Here is an 18,359-nt window from a genome sequence, read left to right on the forward strand (position 1 = left end):
AGGAGGGTTGAGTAGGGCTATGGCGAAAGCAGAACGAGTGACGGTCGGTGGACACGTCCTGTCGCTGACCAACCTCGACAAGGTCCTCTACCCCGCGACCGGGACGACCAAGCGCGACGTGCTCGCCTACTACGCCGCCGTGGCCGAGTGGATGATCCCGCACACGGAAGGCCGTCCGGCCACGCGCAAGCGGTGGGTGAACGGCGTGGACGGCGAGGTGTTCTTCGAGAAGAACCTGCCCGATTCCGCGCCGTCGTGGGTCGCCCGGCACTCGATCGAGCACAAGGACCACGAGAACGTCTATCCGCTCGTCGACGACCTGGCGACGCTGACCTGGCTCGGCCAGGTCGCGGCGCTCGAGATCCACGTCCCGCAGTGGCGTTTCGGACCCCGGGGCGCGGAACGCAATCCCGACCGGATCGTGCTCGACCTCGACCCGGGCGAGGGGGTCGGGCTCGCGGAGTGCGTATTCGTGGCGCAGGAGATGCGCGGGATCCTGCGCGACATGGGTCTCGACCCCGTTCCCGTCACGAGTGGGAGCAAAGGGATCCACGTGTACGCCGCCCTCGACGGGAAGCAGACGACCGACCAGGTGAGCGAGGTGGCGCACGAGCTGGCGAGGGCTCTGGAGGCGGATCACCCCGACCTCGTCCTGTCGACGATGGGCAAGCAGGATCGGCGCGGCAAGGTCTTCGTGGATTGGTCGCAGAACAACGGCAACAAGACGACGATCGCGCCGTACTCGCTCCGCGGCCGGGAGCACCCGACCGTCGCGACCCCGCGGACCTGGCGCGAACTCGCCTCGAAGTCGCTTCACCACCTCGAGTACCCGGAAGTCCTGAGGCTCCTCAAGCGCCGAGGCGACCCGATGGCCGGGCTCTCGTCAGGAACCCCGGTGCCGCCGGGCGAACTCGGCGACGACCACCGGAACACGGAGCATCCGGTACCCGTCGACTCCGCGGGCGACGGCCGCCCGGATCGCCTCGCGAAGTACCGGTCGATGCGTGACCCCGCCAAGACCCGCGAGCCGGTCCCCTCCGACGCGCCGCCCGCGAGCGACGGGCAGTCGTTCGTCGTCCAGGAGCATCACGCCCGGCGCCTGCACTGGGACTTCCGGCTGGAGCACGACGGCGTGCTGGTCAGCTGGGCGCTGCCGAAGGGCGAGCCACAGGACACGACGCAGAATCACCTGGCGGTGCAGACGGAGGACCACCCGCTCGAATACGGCACGTTCGAGGGCACCATCGCGAAGGGCGAGTACGGCGCCGGAGAAGTCACGATCTGGGACTCCGGCTCGTACGAGCTCGAGAAGTGGCGCGACGGCAAAGAGGTGATCGTCGTCCTTCACGGCGAGCAGCGCGGCAGCAGGCGCATCGCCCTGATCCACACCGGCCACGGCGGAGGCAAAGCCGACAGCAACTGGCTCATCCACCGGATGAAGGACGACGACGCCCAGGATCCTGCGCCCTCTCGCCCTTCGGCACGATCCCGCACGCACTCGCCGAAGACGACCGCGCTGAAGAGCACCGACCCCATGCTCGCCAGCCCCGGTGCCGAATCGGACGTCGGGGATCCCGACGAGTGGGCCGTCGAGCTGAAGTGGGACGGCGTGCGGGCGATCGTGACCGTGCACGACGGCTCGGTGACGCTGACGAGTCGCAACGGCCACGACATGACGCCGTCGTACCCGGAGTTCGCCTCGCTCGGCGAGCGGCTGGGGGACGTCGCCGACGCCGTCCTCGACGGCGAGATCGTCGCGGTGGACAAGCAGGGCCGTCCGGACTTCGGGCTGCTGCAGACCCGCATGAAGCTCACCAGGGCGCGAGACGTGGAGCGCGTGCGCGCGACGGCACCGGTGCGGCTGCTGCTGTTCGACGTGCTGTCGCTCGGTGGCACTCCCCTGGTCGGCGAGAGCTATGACGACCGGAGAGCGGCACTCGTCGACGCCGTCGACGCCGACCCGGTGATCGACGTCCCGCCGGCGTTCGAGGGCGACCTCGCCTCGGCGATGGAGTTCTCGAAGAAGCTCAGGCTCGAGGGCGTCGTCGCGAAACGGCGCGACAGCACGTACTCGATCGGGCGTCGAAGCCGCGCCTGGATCAAGATCAAGCACCACGCGACGCAGGAGGTCGTGATCGCAGGCTGGCGGCCCGGTGCAGGGCGGCGCGCGGACGGCGTCGGCTCGCTCCTGATGGGCATCCCGAGTGACGACGGCCTGCGCTACGTGGGCCGCGTGGGAACCGGCTTCAGCGATCGCGACCTCGACGACCTGCTCACCGCCTTCCGCTCGTCCGCCCGGAAGACGTCTCCCCTCGTCGGCGTCCCCCGAGCGGACGCCCGCGACGCGCACTGGATCACGCCGTCCCGGGTCGGCGAGGTCGAGTTCGCCGAGTGGACCTCGACCGACCGCCTCCGCCAGCCGACCTGGCGCGGCTGGCGCCCCGACAAGGATCCGGCCGACGTGGTCCGGGAGTCCTGACCGCCGATCCACGGAATCCGAGAATCCCCTCCTGCACCCGGATCGACGTCGAATCCGTGGGTCGACTCCGGACGGGGTCGAAATCCGGAAAGATGGCTGTCGTGCACGAATCGGCAGAACTCTGAAGGCGACGACGCCGACCCTCCTGCGTCGCCGCTCGGGGCACGCGCGGGGGCTGCTCGTGACGATCGCTCTCGTCGCGGCGGTCGGCGCGGCGCTGCTGCACGTTCTGCCGACCGTCGCGACGAGCGAGTCCGATCGCGGCGCCGAGCAGCTGCTCAGCTCGACCGACACCCTGGCGCGATCGGTCCGCGTCGTGTCGCCGCTCGACCCGGACGCCCTGTCGAAGGCGCCGGCGATCCGCGAGAGGCTCGAGCGCCTCTTTCCGTCGGGCGCGGTCGACGTCGCCAGCAGCGGACGCGCCTCCACTCTCGGCGGCACCAGCGCAGGATCCCCCGGGGTCGTCCTCGAGACCCGCCCCGACCTCGCCGGCATCACCGTCGTCGACGGCTCCTGGACGACGTCCGAGGCCCGCAACGCGTCGGGCGGCGCCGTGCCCGAGGTCGCCGTGAACGTCGACGCGGCGCGCACGCTCGGGGTGGCGGTCGGGGACGACCTGGTCGCGACGGCGCCCGGCAGGCGGCTGACCTTCCGAGTGGCGGCGACCTGGCGCGCGTCGGATCCCGCCGCTCCCCGGTGGTCCGGCGACACCCTGGCGGGGTCGGGCACCGACTCGGGCGCCAGCGGGCCGGTGCTCATCGGCCCGGGCGATCTCGCGGCGCTTCCCGTGAGCACGACGTGGACCTGGACGATCACGGCGACGCCCGGCGCCCTCGCCCATCGAGCGGCGGTGACGGCGGCCCTCGGCTCGGTCGGCCAGGTCGTGCACGCCGGCGGCGTTCCGAAGACGCAGCAGGTGACCACCGACGGCGGTCTCGCCTCGACCCTCGACGAGCTGTCGTCGGCGGCCGCCGCCGCACGGCTCCTCATCTCGATCGCCCTCGCGCTGGTGGCGGCGCTCGTCCTGCTCTTCACCGCGCAGCTCGGCAGTCTCCTGGTGCTCTCGCGCGCCACCGAGACCGCCCTGCTGCGGGCGCGGGGCGCGCAGGCCACGCAGTTCCTCGCCCTGTCGGTCGTCGAGACCCTCGTCGTGGTCCTGCCGTCGGCGCTGATCGCCACGGTCCTCAGCGACATCGTCCTGCGCCTCGTCCGCCCCGGCGATCCGGCCGGTACGGCGACCTCGCTCCTGACGGCCGCCGTGGTGACGGTCGGCACCGTCGTCGTCCTCGCCGGCGCGACCTGGCGGAGCATCCGCCCCGCGGCTCGCACCGGCTCGCGTCGCTCCGTCGTCACGACGGCCGTGCTCGCCGCGGCCGCCGTGCTCGCCGCGGGGCTGTCCCTGTGGCGTCTCGCCTCGGTCGGCGAACCTCTCGTCTCCACCGGCGGTCCCGACACCGTCGATCCCCTGGCCGCCCTGTCCCCGCTCCTGGCCGTCGTCGCGGGCTCGCTCCTCGGTGCCCTGCTCCTCGCGCCCCTCGCGTCGTCGGCCGCTCGCCTCGGCGCCCGACGGCGAGGCCTCCAGCCGGCTCTCGCGGCGCGCGAGGTGAGCCGACGCCACGGGGTCTTCGCCGGTCCCGTGTTCGCCGTGGCCGTCGTCGTCGCCGCGACCGGCTTCGTGTCAGCCCTGACTCCGACCTGGCTCCGCGTCGACGACCTCGCCGGGCGGGTCGAGGTCGGCCCTTCCGCCAGGCTCGTCTCGGACGGCGACTCCGCCGTGTTCGTCGACGGCTTCCCGCTCACGTCGACCGCGGCCGGCTCGGCCCGAGGCGTCCGAGCGGCGACGACCGTCCTGTCGGACACGGCGCAGTCCGGCCAGTCGACGATCTCCGTGATCGGCGTTGCCTCCGACCGCGTCGTGCCCGTCCTGGGGAACGAGAGCGATTCGGCGGTCCTCGCCCGGACGCTCGCCCCGGCTCGTCTGCCGGGGCTGGCGCTTCCGGCAGGATCACGCTCGATCCGGTTCCAGGAGCGCGTCGGGTCGAGCGCCTCTCCCGGAGAGGTCACCACGCTGCTCTGGGTGAGTGATGATCAGGGCGCCGTCGCGCAACTCTCCACGACGGCACCGTCGGGGGCGACGTCCCTCGCGACGGGGAACACCTCGATCCTGAGCGCGACGCTTCCCGACACGAACGGCCCGTGGCGGATCCTCGCCGCCGTGTCGCGGCTCTCCATCGACCAGGCGGACGCCTCCGGCATCGGGCAAACCGACAGCGCCCAGGTCTCGCTGTCGCAGCTCACGGCGACGAGTCGCGCGGATGCCGACAGGTCGGTGCCCTTGGACGAGCGCTACTCCGCCCCCGAGTCGACCGCGGGAGTCGTGCACGCCATCGGCGTCCGCTCCCCGGAGGTCGTCCCGGCGACGGTCACTCCGCAGTTCGCCGCCAGCCTCGGCGTCGGGATCGGTGACCGGGTCGATCTGACGCTGGCGTCCACCGACCAGGCCGTTCCCGCCCGCATCGCGGGAATCGTCGAGCACGTGCCGGGGTCGGGGTCGGACCTCGCGGTCGCCGTCGACCTCCGGATGTTGGTCGCCTCCGCCGTCGAGGCGGGCGAGGGGGTCCCCAACCCGAACGAGGTGTGGGTGGACGCCGCCGACTCGCCGGTCCTGGCCGCCGACCTCGCGAGGTCGTCGGCCGTGTCGAGCTCGATCACCACGCGTTCCTCCGCGTCGCTGGTGCCCGTGGTCCGCCCGGCGATCTCGGCGTTCTGGGTCGCCGTGCTGGCCGCCGCAGTCCTCGCCGTCCTCGCCGTGGGAGCCGCGGGCGTGTCACTGCTGCTCGCCCGCGCGCGGGAGAGCGGCGCGCTGCGATCCCTCGGGGTGGGGGAGCCGCGCAGGCCCGGGGCCGCGCCGGCGAACTGGGTGGCGTGGTCCTGCTGGGAATCGTCTCGGGTGTCGTCGTCGGCATCGTGACCGCGCTCCTCACCGCCGCCCCGTTCGGCTTCGCAGCCGTTCCCGACCTGCCGATCGTCCTGACCATCAGCCCCACCGTCGCGGTCGCGGTCTGGCTGACCGCTGTCCTGGCCCTGCTGGTCGCCTGCGCCGCCGTCGTGGTCGGCATCGGCCTGGCCGTCGCGCGCCGCGCCCGCAGGGCCCGAGTCGAGGACGAATCACGATGACGCGCCGACGCAGGACTGCGCGAACCACCCTGTTCGCGCGCGCGGTCGGGCGCAACTCCCGCTCTGTTGCGGCGACCGCGTTCCTGACGCTGCTCTTCAGCGTGGTCGTCGCGATCCTGCCTCAGGTCGTCTCGACCCTGCTGACGAACGGAGTCCGCTACGACGTCGAGCAGTCGACCTTCCTCGAACGCGACCTCAGCGCCCGAATCCCCGAGTCGGTCACCACCGGGCCCGCGACCTCGGGGCGCACGAACCTCACCGGCGACGTCGCGCAGCAGTGGGGCGGTTTCGACAGCGCCGTGAACGGGATCCGAGACGGGCTCCTCCCCGCTCCGCAGCGCGACGGGCGCGCCGGAGTACAACGTGTCGACCGAAGAGGTGCCGATGGTCGTGCCGCCGGGCTCGACCCCCAAGCTCGTCCAGCTCACCACCGACCCCCGGATCTTCGACCGCATCACGATCACCGCCGGACGACGACCCGCCCCGGTGACGGGCGACGGCACGGTCGTCGAGGTCGTGCTGACGGCCGGCAACGCCGAGCGGATGCGCTGGAAGGTCGGGCAGGTGCGCTCGTTCACGCTGCAGAGTGGCTCGGAGTTCGAGGTGCGGCTGTCGGGCACGTTCCGAGTCGACGACCCGTCGAACCCGTACTGGCGGCAGACGTACAACGTGAACGCGCTCACCATCCCCGTGGCCTCGGCCGGGAAGGTGCTCGCGACGGGATTCGTCGACCCCCGCTCGCTGTCGCAGCTCACCTCGTTCGGCTTCGACCTGCAGACGCGGATCTGGTATCCGACGCGCCTCGATGCGCTGTCGCTCGCCACGGCCGGCGGCGTCGCCGAGCAGTCACGCCGCTTCACCTCGCTCGGTCACACGATCGACGGCGCAGGAACGGGTCAGGTCGCCTTCTCGACCCAGCTCGCGTCGCTGCTCGACGCCGCCGCGACCCGGACCACCACCACCCTGTCGGTCGTGGCCGCGATCTTCGCCGGACCCCTCGGCGCAGCTCTCGCGCTGGTCGTGCTCGTCACGCGCCTCGCGCTCCTCCAGGCCCGGAGCGCCCTGATCCTGCTCGCCGGTCGCGGAGCCTCCCGGTCACGCCTGCGCGCCACCGTCGCGCTCGTCACCGCGCTCGCCTCGATCCCCTCGGCCGCCGTCGGCCTGCTCGTCGGCTCGCTGCTGACGGGTGTCCTTCCGCACGGCCAGGGCCTGCTCGCCGCCGCGATCACGGCCGCGGTGCCCATCGTCGTGGCCGCCGTGCTGCTTCCTCGACCTCGCCGAGGCGCACGCTTCGGCCTCTGCGACCGTTCGTCGAGGCGATCGTCGTCCTGGCGACACTCGTGGCCGCAGGCCTCACCGTCCGGCAGATCGTCGTGGCCGACGCGGCCCCGACGCGGGTCGACGCGACAGCGGTCGCCCTTCCGCTGCTCCTCGCCCTCACGGGCTGCGTCGTGACCGCCCGCATCGTGCCCGTCGTCCTGGGCGCGATCCTGCCTCGTCTTCGGAAGCGCCCCGGCGTCGCCCTCTTCACCGGTGCCGCGATCGTGGCGCGCGGGCCCGGCGGAACCGCCGTGACACTCCTGGCCGCCCTGATCGCCGTCGCGGTCGCACTCTTCGGCAGCGTGCTCGGGACGACTCTCGCCTCCGGCCTGGAGGCGGCGGGCCGCGCGTCGGTCGGAAGCTCGATCGCCGTCGCGGCCGACACCCTCGACGACGACGTCATCACGGGCCTCGGCCGCCTGCCGGGCGTGGCCTCGTCGGTCGAGATCGCCAACGAGGACGACGTCACCGTGGCGAACCGCGGCGTGCAGCTCCCGGCGACCGTGGTCATCGCCGACACGGCGCGGCTCGCCACGGTCCAACGCGGCGTCCCCGGCACCTTCCCGATCCCGGGCGGTCTGCGAAAGACGACGAACGGGATCCCGGTCGTGATCTCGCAGGCCCTGGCCGACCGGCTCGGCGGCAAGTCCTCCCAGATCGCGGGCACGCGCCTCGACGTCGTCGCGGTCGAACCCTCGCAGACGGCGCTCACCAAGAGCAGCGAGTGGATCCTCGTCGACGCCGATCAGGCGGAAGCGATCGGTGAGAGCTTCGGCTCGGCCAACCTCGCGCTGCTCCGGCTCGAGCCCGGAGCCGACCCTCGGGCCGTCGCCGGCGCCGCCGTGCGCGCGACAGGTGACGCCTCGCTCGTCGACACCGCGCAGGAGGCCATCGATCGCCTCTCGGAGAACCCGCTCGTCCCCGGGATGCGCGCTCTGAGCCTCGTCGCCAGCGCTCTCGCCGGGGCCGTCGGGATCCTGGCCCTGCTGCTCGCCACGCTCCAGGAGACACCCGCGCGCCGCGCCCGGATCGCCCTCCTGTCCATGCTCGGCCTCGATCGCCGGCAGGCGCGGCGGATCCTCGCGGTCGAGTCGCTTCCCATCGGGCTGGCCGCTCTGGTCGGCGGTGCCGCGGTGGCCGTGGCGATCGTCGCCCTCGTGCTGCCCGCGATCGACCTCCGCTCGTTCACGGGCAGCGCCGAGCGACCGCCGCTCGCCGTCGACCCGCTCGTCGTCGTCTCGATCCTCGTCGGCGGGCTCGTCGCCGTCGCCGCCGTGACGCTCGTCACCATCCGCACCACCTCGATCCGCGGCGTCGATCGCCGTCTCGCACCGGAGGAGTGATCATGACCACCAGCACACGATCCGTACCACTCGCAGCGTCGGCCCTGCCCGCCCTGCCCGACATCCTCTGCACCGACCTCGTGCGCATCTACCGCTCCCGCGAGGTCGAGGTCCAGGCGCTGCAGGGGCTCAACCTGCGCGTCGAGAGCGGTGAGCTCGTGGCGGTGGTCGGCGCCTCGGGCAGCGGGAAGTCGACCCTCCTTGGGATCCTGTCCGGCCACGACGAGCCGTCCGCAGGCCAGGCCAGCGTCGCCGGCCACGATCTCACCCACCTGACCTCCCGCGAACGGACGCGGTTCCACCGGACGAGCGTCGGGTTCGTGTGGCAGCAGACCGCCCGCAACCTGCTGCCGTACCTGACCGCCGCCCAGAACATCGCCTGCGTCCTGGCCGTCGCCGGCGCCCTCCGTCGCCGCGACCAGTCCGAGCGCATCGACGAGGTCATCGAACTCCTGGGCCTCGGCGACCTCCGCGACCGCCTCCCCTCCGAGCTGTCGGGCGGGCAGCAGCAGCGCGTGGCTCTCGGGGTCGCCATCGCGAACCGGCCCGCCGTGCTGCTCGCCGACGAACCGACCGGCGCTCTCGACGAACGCACCAGCGAAGAGGTCCTCGAGGCGATGCGAATGCTCAACGAGCACAGCGGAGTCACGACGCTCATCGTCACGCACGACGCGTCCGTCTCGGATCACGTCCGGCGCACGATCCAGATCCGAGACGGCCGCACCTCGACCGAGGTGATCCGCCGCTCGCGCGCGGACGGTCGTGGCATCGAGGACGGCTCGGCGGAGGAGTTCTCCGTCATCGACCGGGTCGGCCGACTGCAGCTTCCCGAGTCGTTCCAGCGCCGGCTCGACCTGCACGATCGCGTGCGGCTGTCGCTCGAACCCGACCACGTCCAGGTGAGGCCCGGGCACGACGGGGCCGAGCAGGATCAAGAGATCCCCGACCCACCCCGCCGCGGTCGCCACAGTCGGATCGACGGAGACGCCTCGTGACCCGGGCGCTCCTCCGCGCGGAGGCGGTCACGCGCGAGTTCACCTCCCGAGCCGGCACCGTGCGGGCCCTGGGCGCCACCGACCTCGCCGTGCGCCCCGGCGAGCTCGTGGTCCTGCGCGGGCCGTCGGGATCGGGGAAGTCCACTCTGCTCAGCCTGCTGGCCGGACTCGATCGACCGACCTCCGGCCGGATCCACCTCGATGACGAACGGATCGACGACGCGCCGGAATCGCGACTCGTCGAGTACCGACGCGACCACCTCGGCATCGTGTTCCAGTCGTTCGGACTCCTACCCGTCCTCACCGCGACCGAGAACGTGGAGGTTCCTCTGCGCATCGCCGGCGTGCCTCCCGCCGAACGGACCGATCGCGTGGCCGAGGCCCTCGACCTCGTCGGTCTGGCGCAGCACGGCGGGCAGCTGCCGGAGGAGCTCTCCGGCGGGCAGCAGCAGCGCGTCGGCATCGCCCGGGCCCTGGTCTCGCGCCCGAGGATCCTGCTCGCCGACGAGCCGACCGCTCAGCTCGACAGCGCCAATGCGGCGGCGATCATGGACCTCCTGGCGAGCCTCGTGGCGTCGCAAGGAGTCGCCGCCGTCGTGTCGACGCACGACGACAGCATGTCCGACCGGGCGACCCACGTGATCACTCTGGGGTGAGGATCACGAGCCGGCGCGTCGTGCGGGTCATCGCCACGTAGCGGTCGACGGCCCCCTCGATGCCGTCGCCGAGCGACTCCGGATCGACCAGCACGACGAGATCGAACTCGAGCCCCTTGGCGAGTTCGGGCGTCAGCACCCGCACTCGATCCGTCGACACACGGAACGACGCGACGTCGGGCCCGCCGACGATACACGCCGTGCCGTCGTCGTCCGTCTCCAGCCAGCTGCCGACGATCCCGTCGAGCTCCGACACCGAACCGCGTTCGACGGGGACCCCCGACGACCGGATCGAGCTGGGCACGTTGGCGTCGGGGATCGCAGCGCGGATGACCGGCTCGGCGACGGCCATGACCTCCGCCGGAGTGCGGTAGTTCACCGTGAGCGACGCCACCTCGACTCGGTCCAGTCCGATCCGCCCGAGACGCTCCTGCCACGGCTCGGCGAAGCCCCGCCTGGCCTGCGCCCGGTCGCCGACGACGGTGAAGCTCTTCGACGGACAGCGCCGCAGGAGCATCTGCCACTCGGCACCGGTCAGCTCCTGCGCCTCGTCGACCACGACGTGGGCGAACGGGCCCTCGAGGGGGTCGATCGCGGCCTCCGGAGCGCTGGTGTCGTCGATGAGGGAGTTCTGGGCGTCCTGCTCGCGCAGCATCGACATGAGCTTGAGGTCGCTGTCGTCGGCGGCGATCAGGTCGTCCACCACGCGGCTCATCCGCTCGCGATCGGAAGCGAGAGCGGCTGCTCGACGGCGCTCCCGCCCGACGGCCTCCGGGTCGCCGATCCGGTGCCGGGCGGCGTCGAGCAGCGGGAGGTCGGACACCGTCCACGCTCGGCCGTCGGCGCGCTGCAGGAGCCGCACCTGCTCAGCGTCGAGCCACGGGGCGCTGGCCCGCAGGAAGTCGGGGTTCGTCCAGAGGTCGGCGACGAGACCGGCAGGATCCAGCAGCGGCCAAGCGCGCTGGAAGGCCGACCGCAGCCGCTCGTTGTCCCGCAGGGAGCGACGCACGAGCGCCTCGGGCACCTCCGGGTCGTGCTGATCGAGCGCGATCGCGACGAGCTGCTCCCAGATCTGCTCCCGGGCATCGTCGTGCCGGGTGCCGGGCTCCACCGACTCGAAGGCCTCGGCCCAGTCCGTCGGACCCAGCCAGACTTCCGCCCACTCGGTCTCGATCAGGACGCCCTCGGCCGGAGGCTGCTCGTAGCGCCCGACGGCGCCGTCGATCACGGCGGCGAAACCGGTGGACTCCTTCAGGCGCGCCGCCTCGGCGTTCGACTCGGCACCGGCCGTGGATCCCTCGGCGACCAGGTCGCGGAGCGTGCAGATCCGCACCCCTCTTCACCCAGGCTGGGCAGGACGTCGTCGACGTATGCGAGGTAGCCGGTGCTCGGGCCGATGAACAGCACTCCACCGTGCCGCTGCGACAGCCGAGGGTCGGAGTACAGGAGGTAGGCGGAGCGGTGCAGCGCCACCACCGTCTTCCCGGTCCCGGGACCGCCGTCGACGACGAGGGCGCCCCGCGATCCTGCTCGGATGATGGCGTCCTGATCGGCCTGGATCGTCCCGAGGACGTCGCGCATCCTCGGCGAACGGCTCGCGCTCAGGCTCTGGATGAACGCGGACTCGTCGTCGAAGGCCGCCGTGGCATCGAGAGCGCCCTCGACGAAGACCTCGTCCCAGTAGTCGCCGATTTTGCCTCGCGCCCATCGGTAGCGCCGACGACTCGCCAAGCCCTGCGGATTCGCCCGGGTCGCCCCGAAGAACGGCTCCGCCTGCGGCGACCGCCAGTCGATCAGCAACCGGCGCCCGGCGGAGTCGGTCACGCCGAGACGCCCGACGTAGACCGGCGCCGCGCCGTCCGCGAAGGTCATGCGCCCGAGGCAGAGGTCGAGGCCGAACCGGCCCAGGATCCGGAGGCGGGCACTGAGCCGCCGGATCTCCAGGTCGCGGTCCATGGCCTCCTGGCCGATCCCGCCGGTCTCCCGTCGAGCGTCGTCGAGTCGCGCGGCGACCTCGGCCGTCGCCGCCCGGAGGCTTCCGGCGATGGCTGCGAAGTGCCGTTCGTCGTCGCGGATGAGGGCCTCGTCGCGTTTGGACGCGAGGCGGTCGGGCAGGTCGAAAGCGCTTGTCGAGGTCGTCACGATGGACGAGTCTGGGGCCTGAGGGGGTCTTGCGGCAAGCCCCCGCTCCCCGATACTTTAAGAAGGGCAGGGGGACATGCCGGAGTTCCTGCGCGGACCGGAGAAACGATGCTCGAGCGCTTCCGCCGCAAGAAGGTCGATTCCACGGCCGGGCAGCCCAAGCGCTTCTCGCTCAGCGGCGCCGACCTGGTCGACCTCGGAGTGCCCGACGTCGCCTGTCTCGCCACCGATCGGATCACGTGCGACGGAGCCCCCGTCGCCTTCGCCCAGCGCGACACCGAGCAGCTCGGCCCGGAAGACTCCGGCTGGCGTTTCTTCGCCGGCGACGAAGACCAGGCGTACATGGACGACCCGAAGAACCACGGCGTGTACTCGCTCAACACGATCGCCAACTACGACCGCATCATCATCCCCATCCTCGACGAGCCGCCGGGCACCGCCTGGGTGCGCGACGGCGACGTCCTGATCCCCGATCCGCTCGGTTACCCGGAGCCGCTCGACTGACGCGGGTGCTCCGGTCCCTCCTGCGCCCGTCCCTCCTGCGCCTCCCCGTCCGGCCTGCGCCTCCCCGTCCCGCCTGCGCCGCCCCTCCTCCTCCGCCGCCGCCTCGCCTTGACGCCTCCCGAAATCGAAGGGGATTTTTCGCCGGCGGGGCCCCGATCGGCGCAGACCAGCCGCTGACGCGAAAATCCCCTTCGATTTCGGGCAGGGCAGGGTCGGTCGGGCAGGGCGGGGCAGGGCGGGCAGGTCGGGCGGGTCGGGCGGGGCGGGCTGGCAGGGCGAGTCAGGCGGGGAGGCCCACCCCGGTCTGAGCCGCAGCGACCGACCAGACGCGCTCCGCCAACTCGCGTCGGCGACCGCTGCGCGGAATGCTCGCGCGGTGGGTCGGCCCGACCAGCGCGAACCTGCTCGGCCCGTAGTACGCCCCTGCGCCGCGGCCGGGTCGACCGCGGCGAACAGGAGCGGTTCGGCGCCCTGCTCGACTCCCTGCGACGGGAGGATCGTTCGCTCGATCGGGGGCAGCGCCTCGTCGCGCCCGAGGTTGCGTCCGGCCGTCTGCAGGTTGGTGCGCGTGTAGCCCGGGTGGGCGAGAGTGCTCAGCAGCGGCCAGCCCCGCCCGAGGGCGACGGCCCCGAGTTGGCGTCCCATCAGCAGGTCGGCGAGCTTGGACTGCGCGTAGGCGGCGCCGGGCCGGTAGCGCTTCTCGGACTGCAGGTCGTCGAACCGGATCCGGCCGAAGTTCGCCGTGCCGCTCGTCATCGTGGCGACCCGCGGGGCCTCGCTTCGGAGGAGAACCGGCAGGATCAGCGCGGTGAGGGCGAACGGGCCGAGGAAGTTCGTCCCCCACTGCAGTTCGAAGCCGTCCGCGGTCGTGAGGCGCTGCGGCGGGATCATCACACCGGCGTTGTTGACGAGGACGTCGAGCCGTCCGTCTGCCTGGATCGTGTCGGCGAAGGCCCGGACGCTCTCCAGGTCGGCGAGGTCGAGCCGGCGGACCTCCAGGTCGGCATCGGGCACCCCGGCCCGGATCTCCGCCTCGGCGGCGTGGCCCTTCTCGAGGTTCCTGACGGCCAGCACGACCGAGGCTCCGGCCGCGGCCAGTCGCTTTCCGGTCTCGAGACCGGTGCCGCTGTTGGCTCCGGTGACGACGAATCGGCGGCCGTTCTGACGCGGGACGTTGTACATGGGGGAACCCTATTCCCTCTAGGGTCGGAGCATGAGCCCGAGCGACCCTCGATCGACCCCGCTCGCGGAGGCCGTCAGCCGGGTCGCGCCGCTGCTGCCGCGCCGCGGCATCATCTCGCAGCACTGGAGTGACCTCGCGTTCCTGCACTGGCGCGTGGATCCTGCTCTCGTCGCCCCGCATCTGCCGAGCGGCGTGGTGCCTGACGTGTTCGACGGGTCGAGCTGGGTGGGGCTGATCCCCTTCGAGCTGTCGCGCTCGGCGTTCGGGCCGTTCGCGCCGGTGCCGTACTTCGGCCGCTTCGCCGAGACGAACGTGCGGCTCTACGGCGTCGGCCCGGACGGCCGAAGGAGCGTCGTCTTCCGGACCCTCGAGGCGTCGAAACTCGTTCCCGTGCTGGCCGCGCGCCTGGGCATCGGCCTGCCGTACACCTGGGCGGACATGACGATCGTCCGCGGCGGCGGAACCCTGACCTACGACAGTCGCAGGCGATGGCCTGCCACGCGGGGCACGCTCCCCGCAGTCACGTGCGCCTTCGCCCCGGTACCGATCGGGTCGAGCACGATCCCCTGGCCGATTTCCTCACCGCGCGCTGGGGGATGCACGTCGCACGGCACCGCCACACCGCCTTCTGGCCGAACGCGCACGCGACCTGGGAGCTCGTCACGGCCGAGCTGCTCGAGCTCGACGACGAGTTGCTCGCCGCGACCGGCTTCCCGGGCCTCGCCGACCGCGCACCCGACTCCGTGCTCTACTCGCGCGGCGTGTCGACGCGTTTCGCTCGACCCTGATCGGCTCCGCTCAGGCGCGCACCGCGCCCGACGACGCGGCCAGCAGGCGGACCGCGGCCTCCGGTGTGTTGACCCGGAACGCGAGAGTCTCTTCGACGTAGAGGCCGACCTCGGCGATGTCGTGATCCGAGTAGCCGAGCGACAGGTCTTCGCCGACCGTGAGCTCGTAGTCGCCGCCGCGTGTGCTGAGCACGACCGAGCCGGTGATCCCCGGCGTCCACTCGAGGGAACCGCCCAGGATGCCCTCGAGCTGGGTTCGCAGCGGATAGCCGTCGTCGTCGGTCTCGACGATCGTGGTCCAGTCGGACGGGCTCGCCGCCAGCGAGTACGGCCCGCCGACGCCGGCGCTCCGGAGGGCCGCGACCGCTCCGCCCACCGCCGCCCGGAACGAATCGGGAGACCCATCGTGGTAGCCGACCGGATGCGGCGAGACCTCGCCGAGCCCCGACGCATCACGCGGGCCGCCGAAGACGAGCTCGTTCTCGAACGCCGCAAGCGAGAGGGCCGCCGTGTCGAGCGGGCCCAGGTCGACGTCGGTCGCTCCACGCGAGGAGTCGACGAGTTCTTCGCGTCGCAGGCGGAAGTCGGCCCGCGCCTCGAGAAGCGGCAGGATCCGGCGCCGTTTCACGCGGATGCTCTCGTGGGCGACGTCGTCGGTGCGGCCGAGGTCGACCGCTGAGTGCGTCCAGCCTTTGGGGCCGGCGAAGTCGACGAGTCTGCGGGCGGCGAGCGCGACCGTGAGGCGCGTCGTCGCCTCGTCGTCGAGCAACGCCCAGACGTCGCTGCCGAAGGGTGCCAGCTCTCTCAGGAGGTGGTTCATGATGCCGATCCTTTCGTGGCTCGCAGGGAGCCGATGCCGAGCGATCCGTCGGTGGGGAGGGGGATCCTGCCGGTTCTTCCAGCTCGCCTTCGTCGACCGCGGGCTCGGCGCCCGCGTCTTCGAGCGCCGCGAGCTGGTCGCGGGAGGGAGCGAAGAAGACGTTGCCGGTGACGGCCGTGGAGAAGTCGAGGATCAGGTCGTAGGTGCCGACGGGGTCGCCGATGAACATCCGCTCGAGCATCCGCTCGGTCACCCAGAGGTCTCTCGCGTAGCCGATGAAGAAGGTGCCGAACTCCCCTGCCCCGGCCGGCCGAAGGGCATGTTGTCGCGCAGGATGTCGTGCTCGACACCGTCGTCGTCCGTGATGGTGGTGAGGGTCTTGTGCGACGGGCGCGCCTCGGTGTCGCTGTCGCGCTCGATGTTGTCGATCTTCGAGCGGCCGATGACGGCCTCCTGCTGCTCCGTCGTCAGGGCGGCCCAGGCGTCGAGGTCGTGCAGGTATTTCTGAGTCACGACGTAGCTGCCGCCCGCCCAGTCGGGATCGGAGTCTCCGACGAGGGCGGCTTCGGCAATGTCCTGGGCGACGGGGTTCGCGGTCCCGTCGACGAAGCCGAGGAGATCCCGCTCGTCGAAGTAGCGGAACGCCGAGACCTCGTCGACGACGCGAACGTGGTCGCCCAGCGAGGCGAGCAGGATCCGCTCGAACTCGAAGCAGAGATCGGCTCGCTCCGCGCGGATGTGGAACAGCAGGTCGCCCGGTGTCGAGGGCGCCGTGTGCGGGTCGCCCCGGACCGCCCGGAACGGGTGGAGCTGCGCCGGCGCCTTCGACGGCGAAAGACGCTTCCAGGCGGCCGCGCCGATTCCGACGACGCAGGAGAGCCGCCCCGAGAGGTCGCGGAAGCCGACGGTCTTGATCAGGTCTTCCACGCCGACGAGGGCGTCGCGCGCGGCCTCGAGGTCGTCGACGCCCTCGCCGACGGACAGCGTGAGGAACACGGCCGCCTTCGACAGCGGAGCATCCACACTCTGCGCATCGAGCGGGACTCGGTCTCCGGCGGCGTTCATCTCTTCATGATGGTCCATTCGGGTACCGATCCGCTCCCCGCCAGGGTTCTGCTACTTCACCGAGCCCTCGGTCAGACCGCCGCGCCAGAAGCGCTGAAGCACGATCATGGCGATGCCGAGCGGAATGATCGACAGGAGGACCCCTCCGGTCGTCAGCTGGTAGAACTCGGGCAGCCGGTCGACCTGGCTGAGCCAGTTGTTCAGACCGAGCGTCACGGGGAACTTGTTCGGGTCGGACAGCATGACCAGCGGGAGGAAGTAGTTGTTCCAGATGCCGACGAGCTGGAACAGGAACACCGTGACCAGGGCGGGCGCCATGATCCGGAGGCCCAGGGTGTGGAAGATCCGGAGCTCGCTGGCGCCGTCGAGACGCGCGGCCTCCATCAGCGAGGTCTCGACGGTGGCCTGCGCGTAGATCCGGCAGAGGAACAGGCCGAACGGCGAGACGATCGACGGGATCAGCACGCTCCAGTACGTGTTGGCGAGGTGCAGCTGGCTGAACAGCAGGAAGAGCGGGAGCGCGGTGGCGGTTCCGGGCACCAGGACTCCGCCGAGGATCGTCCCGAACACGAGGTTGCGGCCCTTGAACTCGTACTTGGCCAGCGCGTAGCCGCCGGCTGCCGCGAGGTAGGTGGCGATGATGCCGCCGAGGCCCGCGTAGATCGCCGAGTTGCCGAGCCAGCGCAGGAAGATGCCGCCGTCGTAGGTGAGGACGTCGTGCAGGTTCGACCAGAGGACGAAGTGGGGCGAGAACCAGAAGCCGAACGTTCCGAAGAGATCCTGCGAGGTCTTGGTCGCGGCGACGATGACCCAGTAGACGGGCACCAGGAAGTAGATCGCGACGACGACCAGGATCCCGGTCACGATGATGGTCGAGGTGCGCCGGCGCCCGGCGGAGCGATCGACGCCCGCGGACTTGGCGGCCCTGGTCACGCTCTTCGCGACGGCGCGCCCTTCACGGGTCGGCCGCTCGACGGCCACGGTGGTCCTGGTCATGATTGCTTCCTGTTCGTCACCTTGAGGAACACGACGCTCAGGGCGAACGCCACCAGGGCGATCAGCACGGCCTGGGCGGCGGCCACGTTGTAGTCGTTGTAGGCGAATGCCGTCGTGTAGGCCGAGAGGTTCGGCGTGTACTGGCTGTCGACGGCGGGCGCCACTTTCTGCAGCACCTGCGCCTCCGCGAAGAGTTGAAGGGTGCCGATGATCGAGAAGACGGCGGTCAGCAGGAGGGCCGGACGGATCAGCGGCAGCTGGATGCTCGTGGCGACGCGCAGCGGTGAAGCGCCGTCGACCTTCGCGGCCTCGTAGATCTCGACCGGGATCGACTTGAGCTGCGCGACGATGATCAGCATGTTGTAGCCGGTGTAGCTCCAGGTCACGATGTTCGCGATCGACCAGAGCACCGAGCCCGAGCCGAGGAAGTCGGGCGTGAAGCCGACGACCTTCGCCACGTCGAAGAGCGGGCTGAGACCGGGGACGTAGAGGAACGACCACAGGATCGTCGCGATCACGCCGGGCACCCCGTAGGGCAGGAAGTACGCCGCCCGGAAGAAGCCCGGCCACTTGGCCGACGCCGACTCGAGCAGCAGCGCGAGCACCGTGCAGAAGATCAGCATGACGGGAACCTGCACGATGCCGAACAGGAACATCCGGCCGATCGAGGCGATGAAGTTCGCGTCGCCGAGCGCCGCCGCGTAGTTCGAGAATCCGGCGAACGACGTCGTGACGCCCTTCTCCCCGAAGAGACCCGACCGCGTCACTTTGGTGAAGCTCGACCCGATGGCGATGAAGATCGGCAGCAGGAACGTGAGGACGAAGAAGATCAGGAACGGGGCGAGCAGGATCCAGGGGCCCTCTTCATCGCACCGCTGCGCTTGGTCGTCG

12 protein-coding genes and 4 pseudogenes are annotated in these 18,359 nt (G+C 71.4%); 10 read left to right on the forward strand and 6 right to left on the reverse strand.

Annotated features, from left to right (window positions below; all coding sequences use genetic code 11):
- Positions 1-19: 19 nt before the first annotated feature.
- From QUE79_RS16870 to QUE79_RS16900, 7 genes are all read left to right on the forward strand, one after another.
- Positions 20-2,479: an ATP-dependent DNA ligase gene (locus tag QUE79_RS16870; protein WP_286344073.1), complete on the forward strand. Its 2,460-nt coding sequence runs from the start codon at positions 20-22 to the stop codon at positions 2,477-2,479.
- 181 nt (positions 2,480-2,660) lie between these two features.
- Positions 2,661-5,450, forward strand: a complete 2,790-nt coding sequence (locus tag QUE79_RS16875) for a hypothetical protein (protein ID WP_286344074.1) — start codon at positions 2,661-2,663, stop codon at positions 5,448-5,450.
- Positions 5,405-5,656, forward strand: coding sequence for a hypothetical protein (locus QUE79_RS16880; protein ID WP_286344075.1), 252 nt, complete (start codon positions 5,405-5,407; stop codon positions 5,654-5,656). Before QUE79_RS16875 ends, QUE79_RS16880 begins: the two co-directional genes overlap by 46 nt.
- Positions 5,657-6,019: 363 nt before the next feature.
- The gene (locus tag QUE79_RS16885; protein WP_286344076.1) at positions 6,020-7,111 is read left to right on the forward strand and encodes a hypothetical protein; all 1,092 of its coding nucleotides are present in this window, start codon (positions 6,020-6,022) and stop codon (positions 7,109-7,111) included.
- Positions 6,997-8,319: an FtsX-like permease family protein gene (locus tag QUE79_RS16890; protein WP_286344077.1), complete on the forward strand. Its 1,323-nt coding sequence runs from the start codon at positions 6,997-6,999 to the stop codon at positions 8,317-8,319. Before QUE79_RS16885 ends, QUE79_RS16890 begins: the two co-directional genes overlap by 115 nt.
- Before the next feature lie 2 nt (positions 8,320-8,321).
- Positions 8,322-9,314, forward strand: a complete 993-nt coding sequence (locus QUE79_RS16895; protein ID WP_286344078.1) for an ABC transporter ATP-binding protein — start codon at positions 8,322-8,324, stop codon at positions 9,312-9,314.
- Positions 9,311-9,970: an ABC transporter ATP-binding protein gene (locus QUE79_RS16900; RefSeq protein ID WP_350271572.1), complete on the forward strand. Its 660-nt coding sequence runs from the start codon at positions 9,311-9,313 to the stop codon at positions 9,968-9,970. Before QUE79_RS16895 ends, QUE79_RS16900 begins: the two co-directional genes overlap by 4 nt.
- On the opposite strand, the pseudogene helR reads toward QUE79_RS16900, so the two are convergent.
- Positions 9,957-12,115: pseudogene (gene helR, locus QUE79_RS26215) on the reverse strand (RNA polymerase recycling motor ATPase HelR). The gene QUE79_RS16900 and the pseudogene helR overlap by 14 nt on opposite strands.
- A gap of 105 nt (positions 12,116-12,220) precedes the next feature.
- On the opposite strand from helR, the gene QUE79_RS25760 reads away from it, so the two are divergent.
- Positions 12,221-12,616 (forward strand): DUF2185 domain-containing protein, encoded by a 396-nt coding sequence (locus QUE79_RS25760; RefSeq protein ID WP_350271719.1) that lies wholly within the window; start codon positions 12,221-12,223, stop codon positions 12,614-12,616.
- 780 nt (positions 12,617-13,396) lie between these two features.
- On the opposite strand, the pseudogene QUE79_RS25765 reads toward QUE79_RS25760, so the two are convergent.
- A pseudogene (locus QUE79_RS25765) lies at positions 13,397-13,798 on the reverse strand (SDR family NAD(P)-dependent oxidoreductase); the annotation flags it as partial.
- Between the two features lie 31 nt (positions 13,799-13,829).
- Between QUE79_RS25765 and QUE79_RS16915 the strand changes: the two are divergent.
- Positions 13,830-14,225 (forward strand): annotated as a pseudogene (locus tag QUE79_RS16915) (DUF2071 domain-containing protein); the annotation flags it as partial.
- Between the two features lie 98 nt (positions 14,226-14,323).
- Positions 14,324-14,587, forward strand: a complete 264-nt coding sequence (locus QUE79_RS16920) for a DUF2071 domain-containing protein (protein WP_286344080.1) — start codon at positions 14,324-14,326, stop codon at positions 14,585-14,587.
- 10 nt (positions 14,588-14,597) lie between these two features.
- Here the strand turns inward: QUE79_RS16920 and QUE79_RS16925 are convergent, their stop codons facing one another.
- The 4 genes and pseudogenes from QUE79_RS16925 to QUE79_RS16940 all read right to left on the reverse strand — a co-directional run bounded on the left by QUE79_RS16925 (position 14,598) and on the right by QUE79_RS16940 (position 18,319).
- The gene (locus tag QUE79_RS16925; protein ID WP_286344081.1) at positions 14,598-15,407 is read right to left on the reverse strand and encodes a family 1 encapsulin nanocompartment shell protein; all 810 of its coding nucleotides are present in this window, start codon (positions 15,405-15,407) and stop codon (positions 14,598-14,600) included.
- 196 nt (positions 15,408-15,603) lie between these two features.
- Positions 15,604-16,490 (reverse strand): annotated as a pseudogene (locus QUE79_RS16930) (Dyp-type peroxidase); the annotation flags it as partial.
- Between the two features lie 33 nt (positions 16,491-16,523).
- The gene (locus tag QUE79_RS16935; RefSeq protein ID WP_286344082.1) at positions 16,524-17,468 is read right to left on the reverse strand and encodes a carbohydrate ABC transporter permease; all 945 of its coding nucleotides are present in this window, start codon (positions 17,466-17,468) and stop codon (positions 16,524-16,526) included.
- Positions 17,465-18,319, reverse strand: a complete 855-nt coding sequence (locus tag QUE79_RS16940) for a carbohydrate ABC transporter permease (RefSeq protein ID WP_286346762.1) — start codon at positions 18,317-18,319, stop codon at positions 17,465-17,467. The genes QUE79_RS16935 and QUE79_RS16940 overlap by 4 nt, the downstream gene beginning before the upstream one ends.
- Positions 18,320-18,359: the final 40 nt, after the last annotated feature.

Origin of the sequence: Frondihabitans sucicola, from assembly GCF_030296615.1 — a bacterium.
GTDB lineage: Bacteria > Actinomycetota > Actinomycetes > Actinomycetales > Microbacteriaceae > Frondihabitans > Frondihabitans sucicola.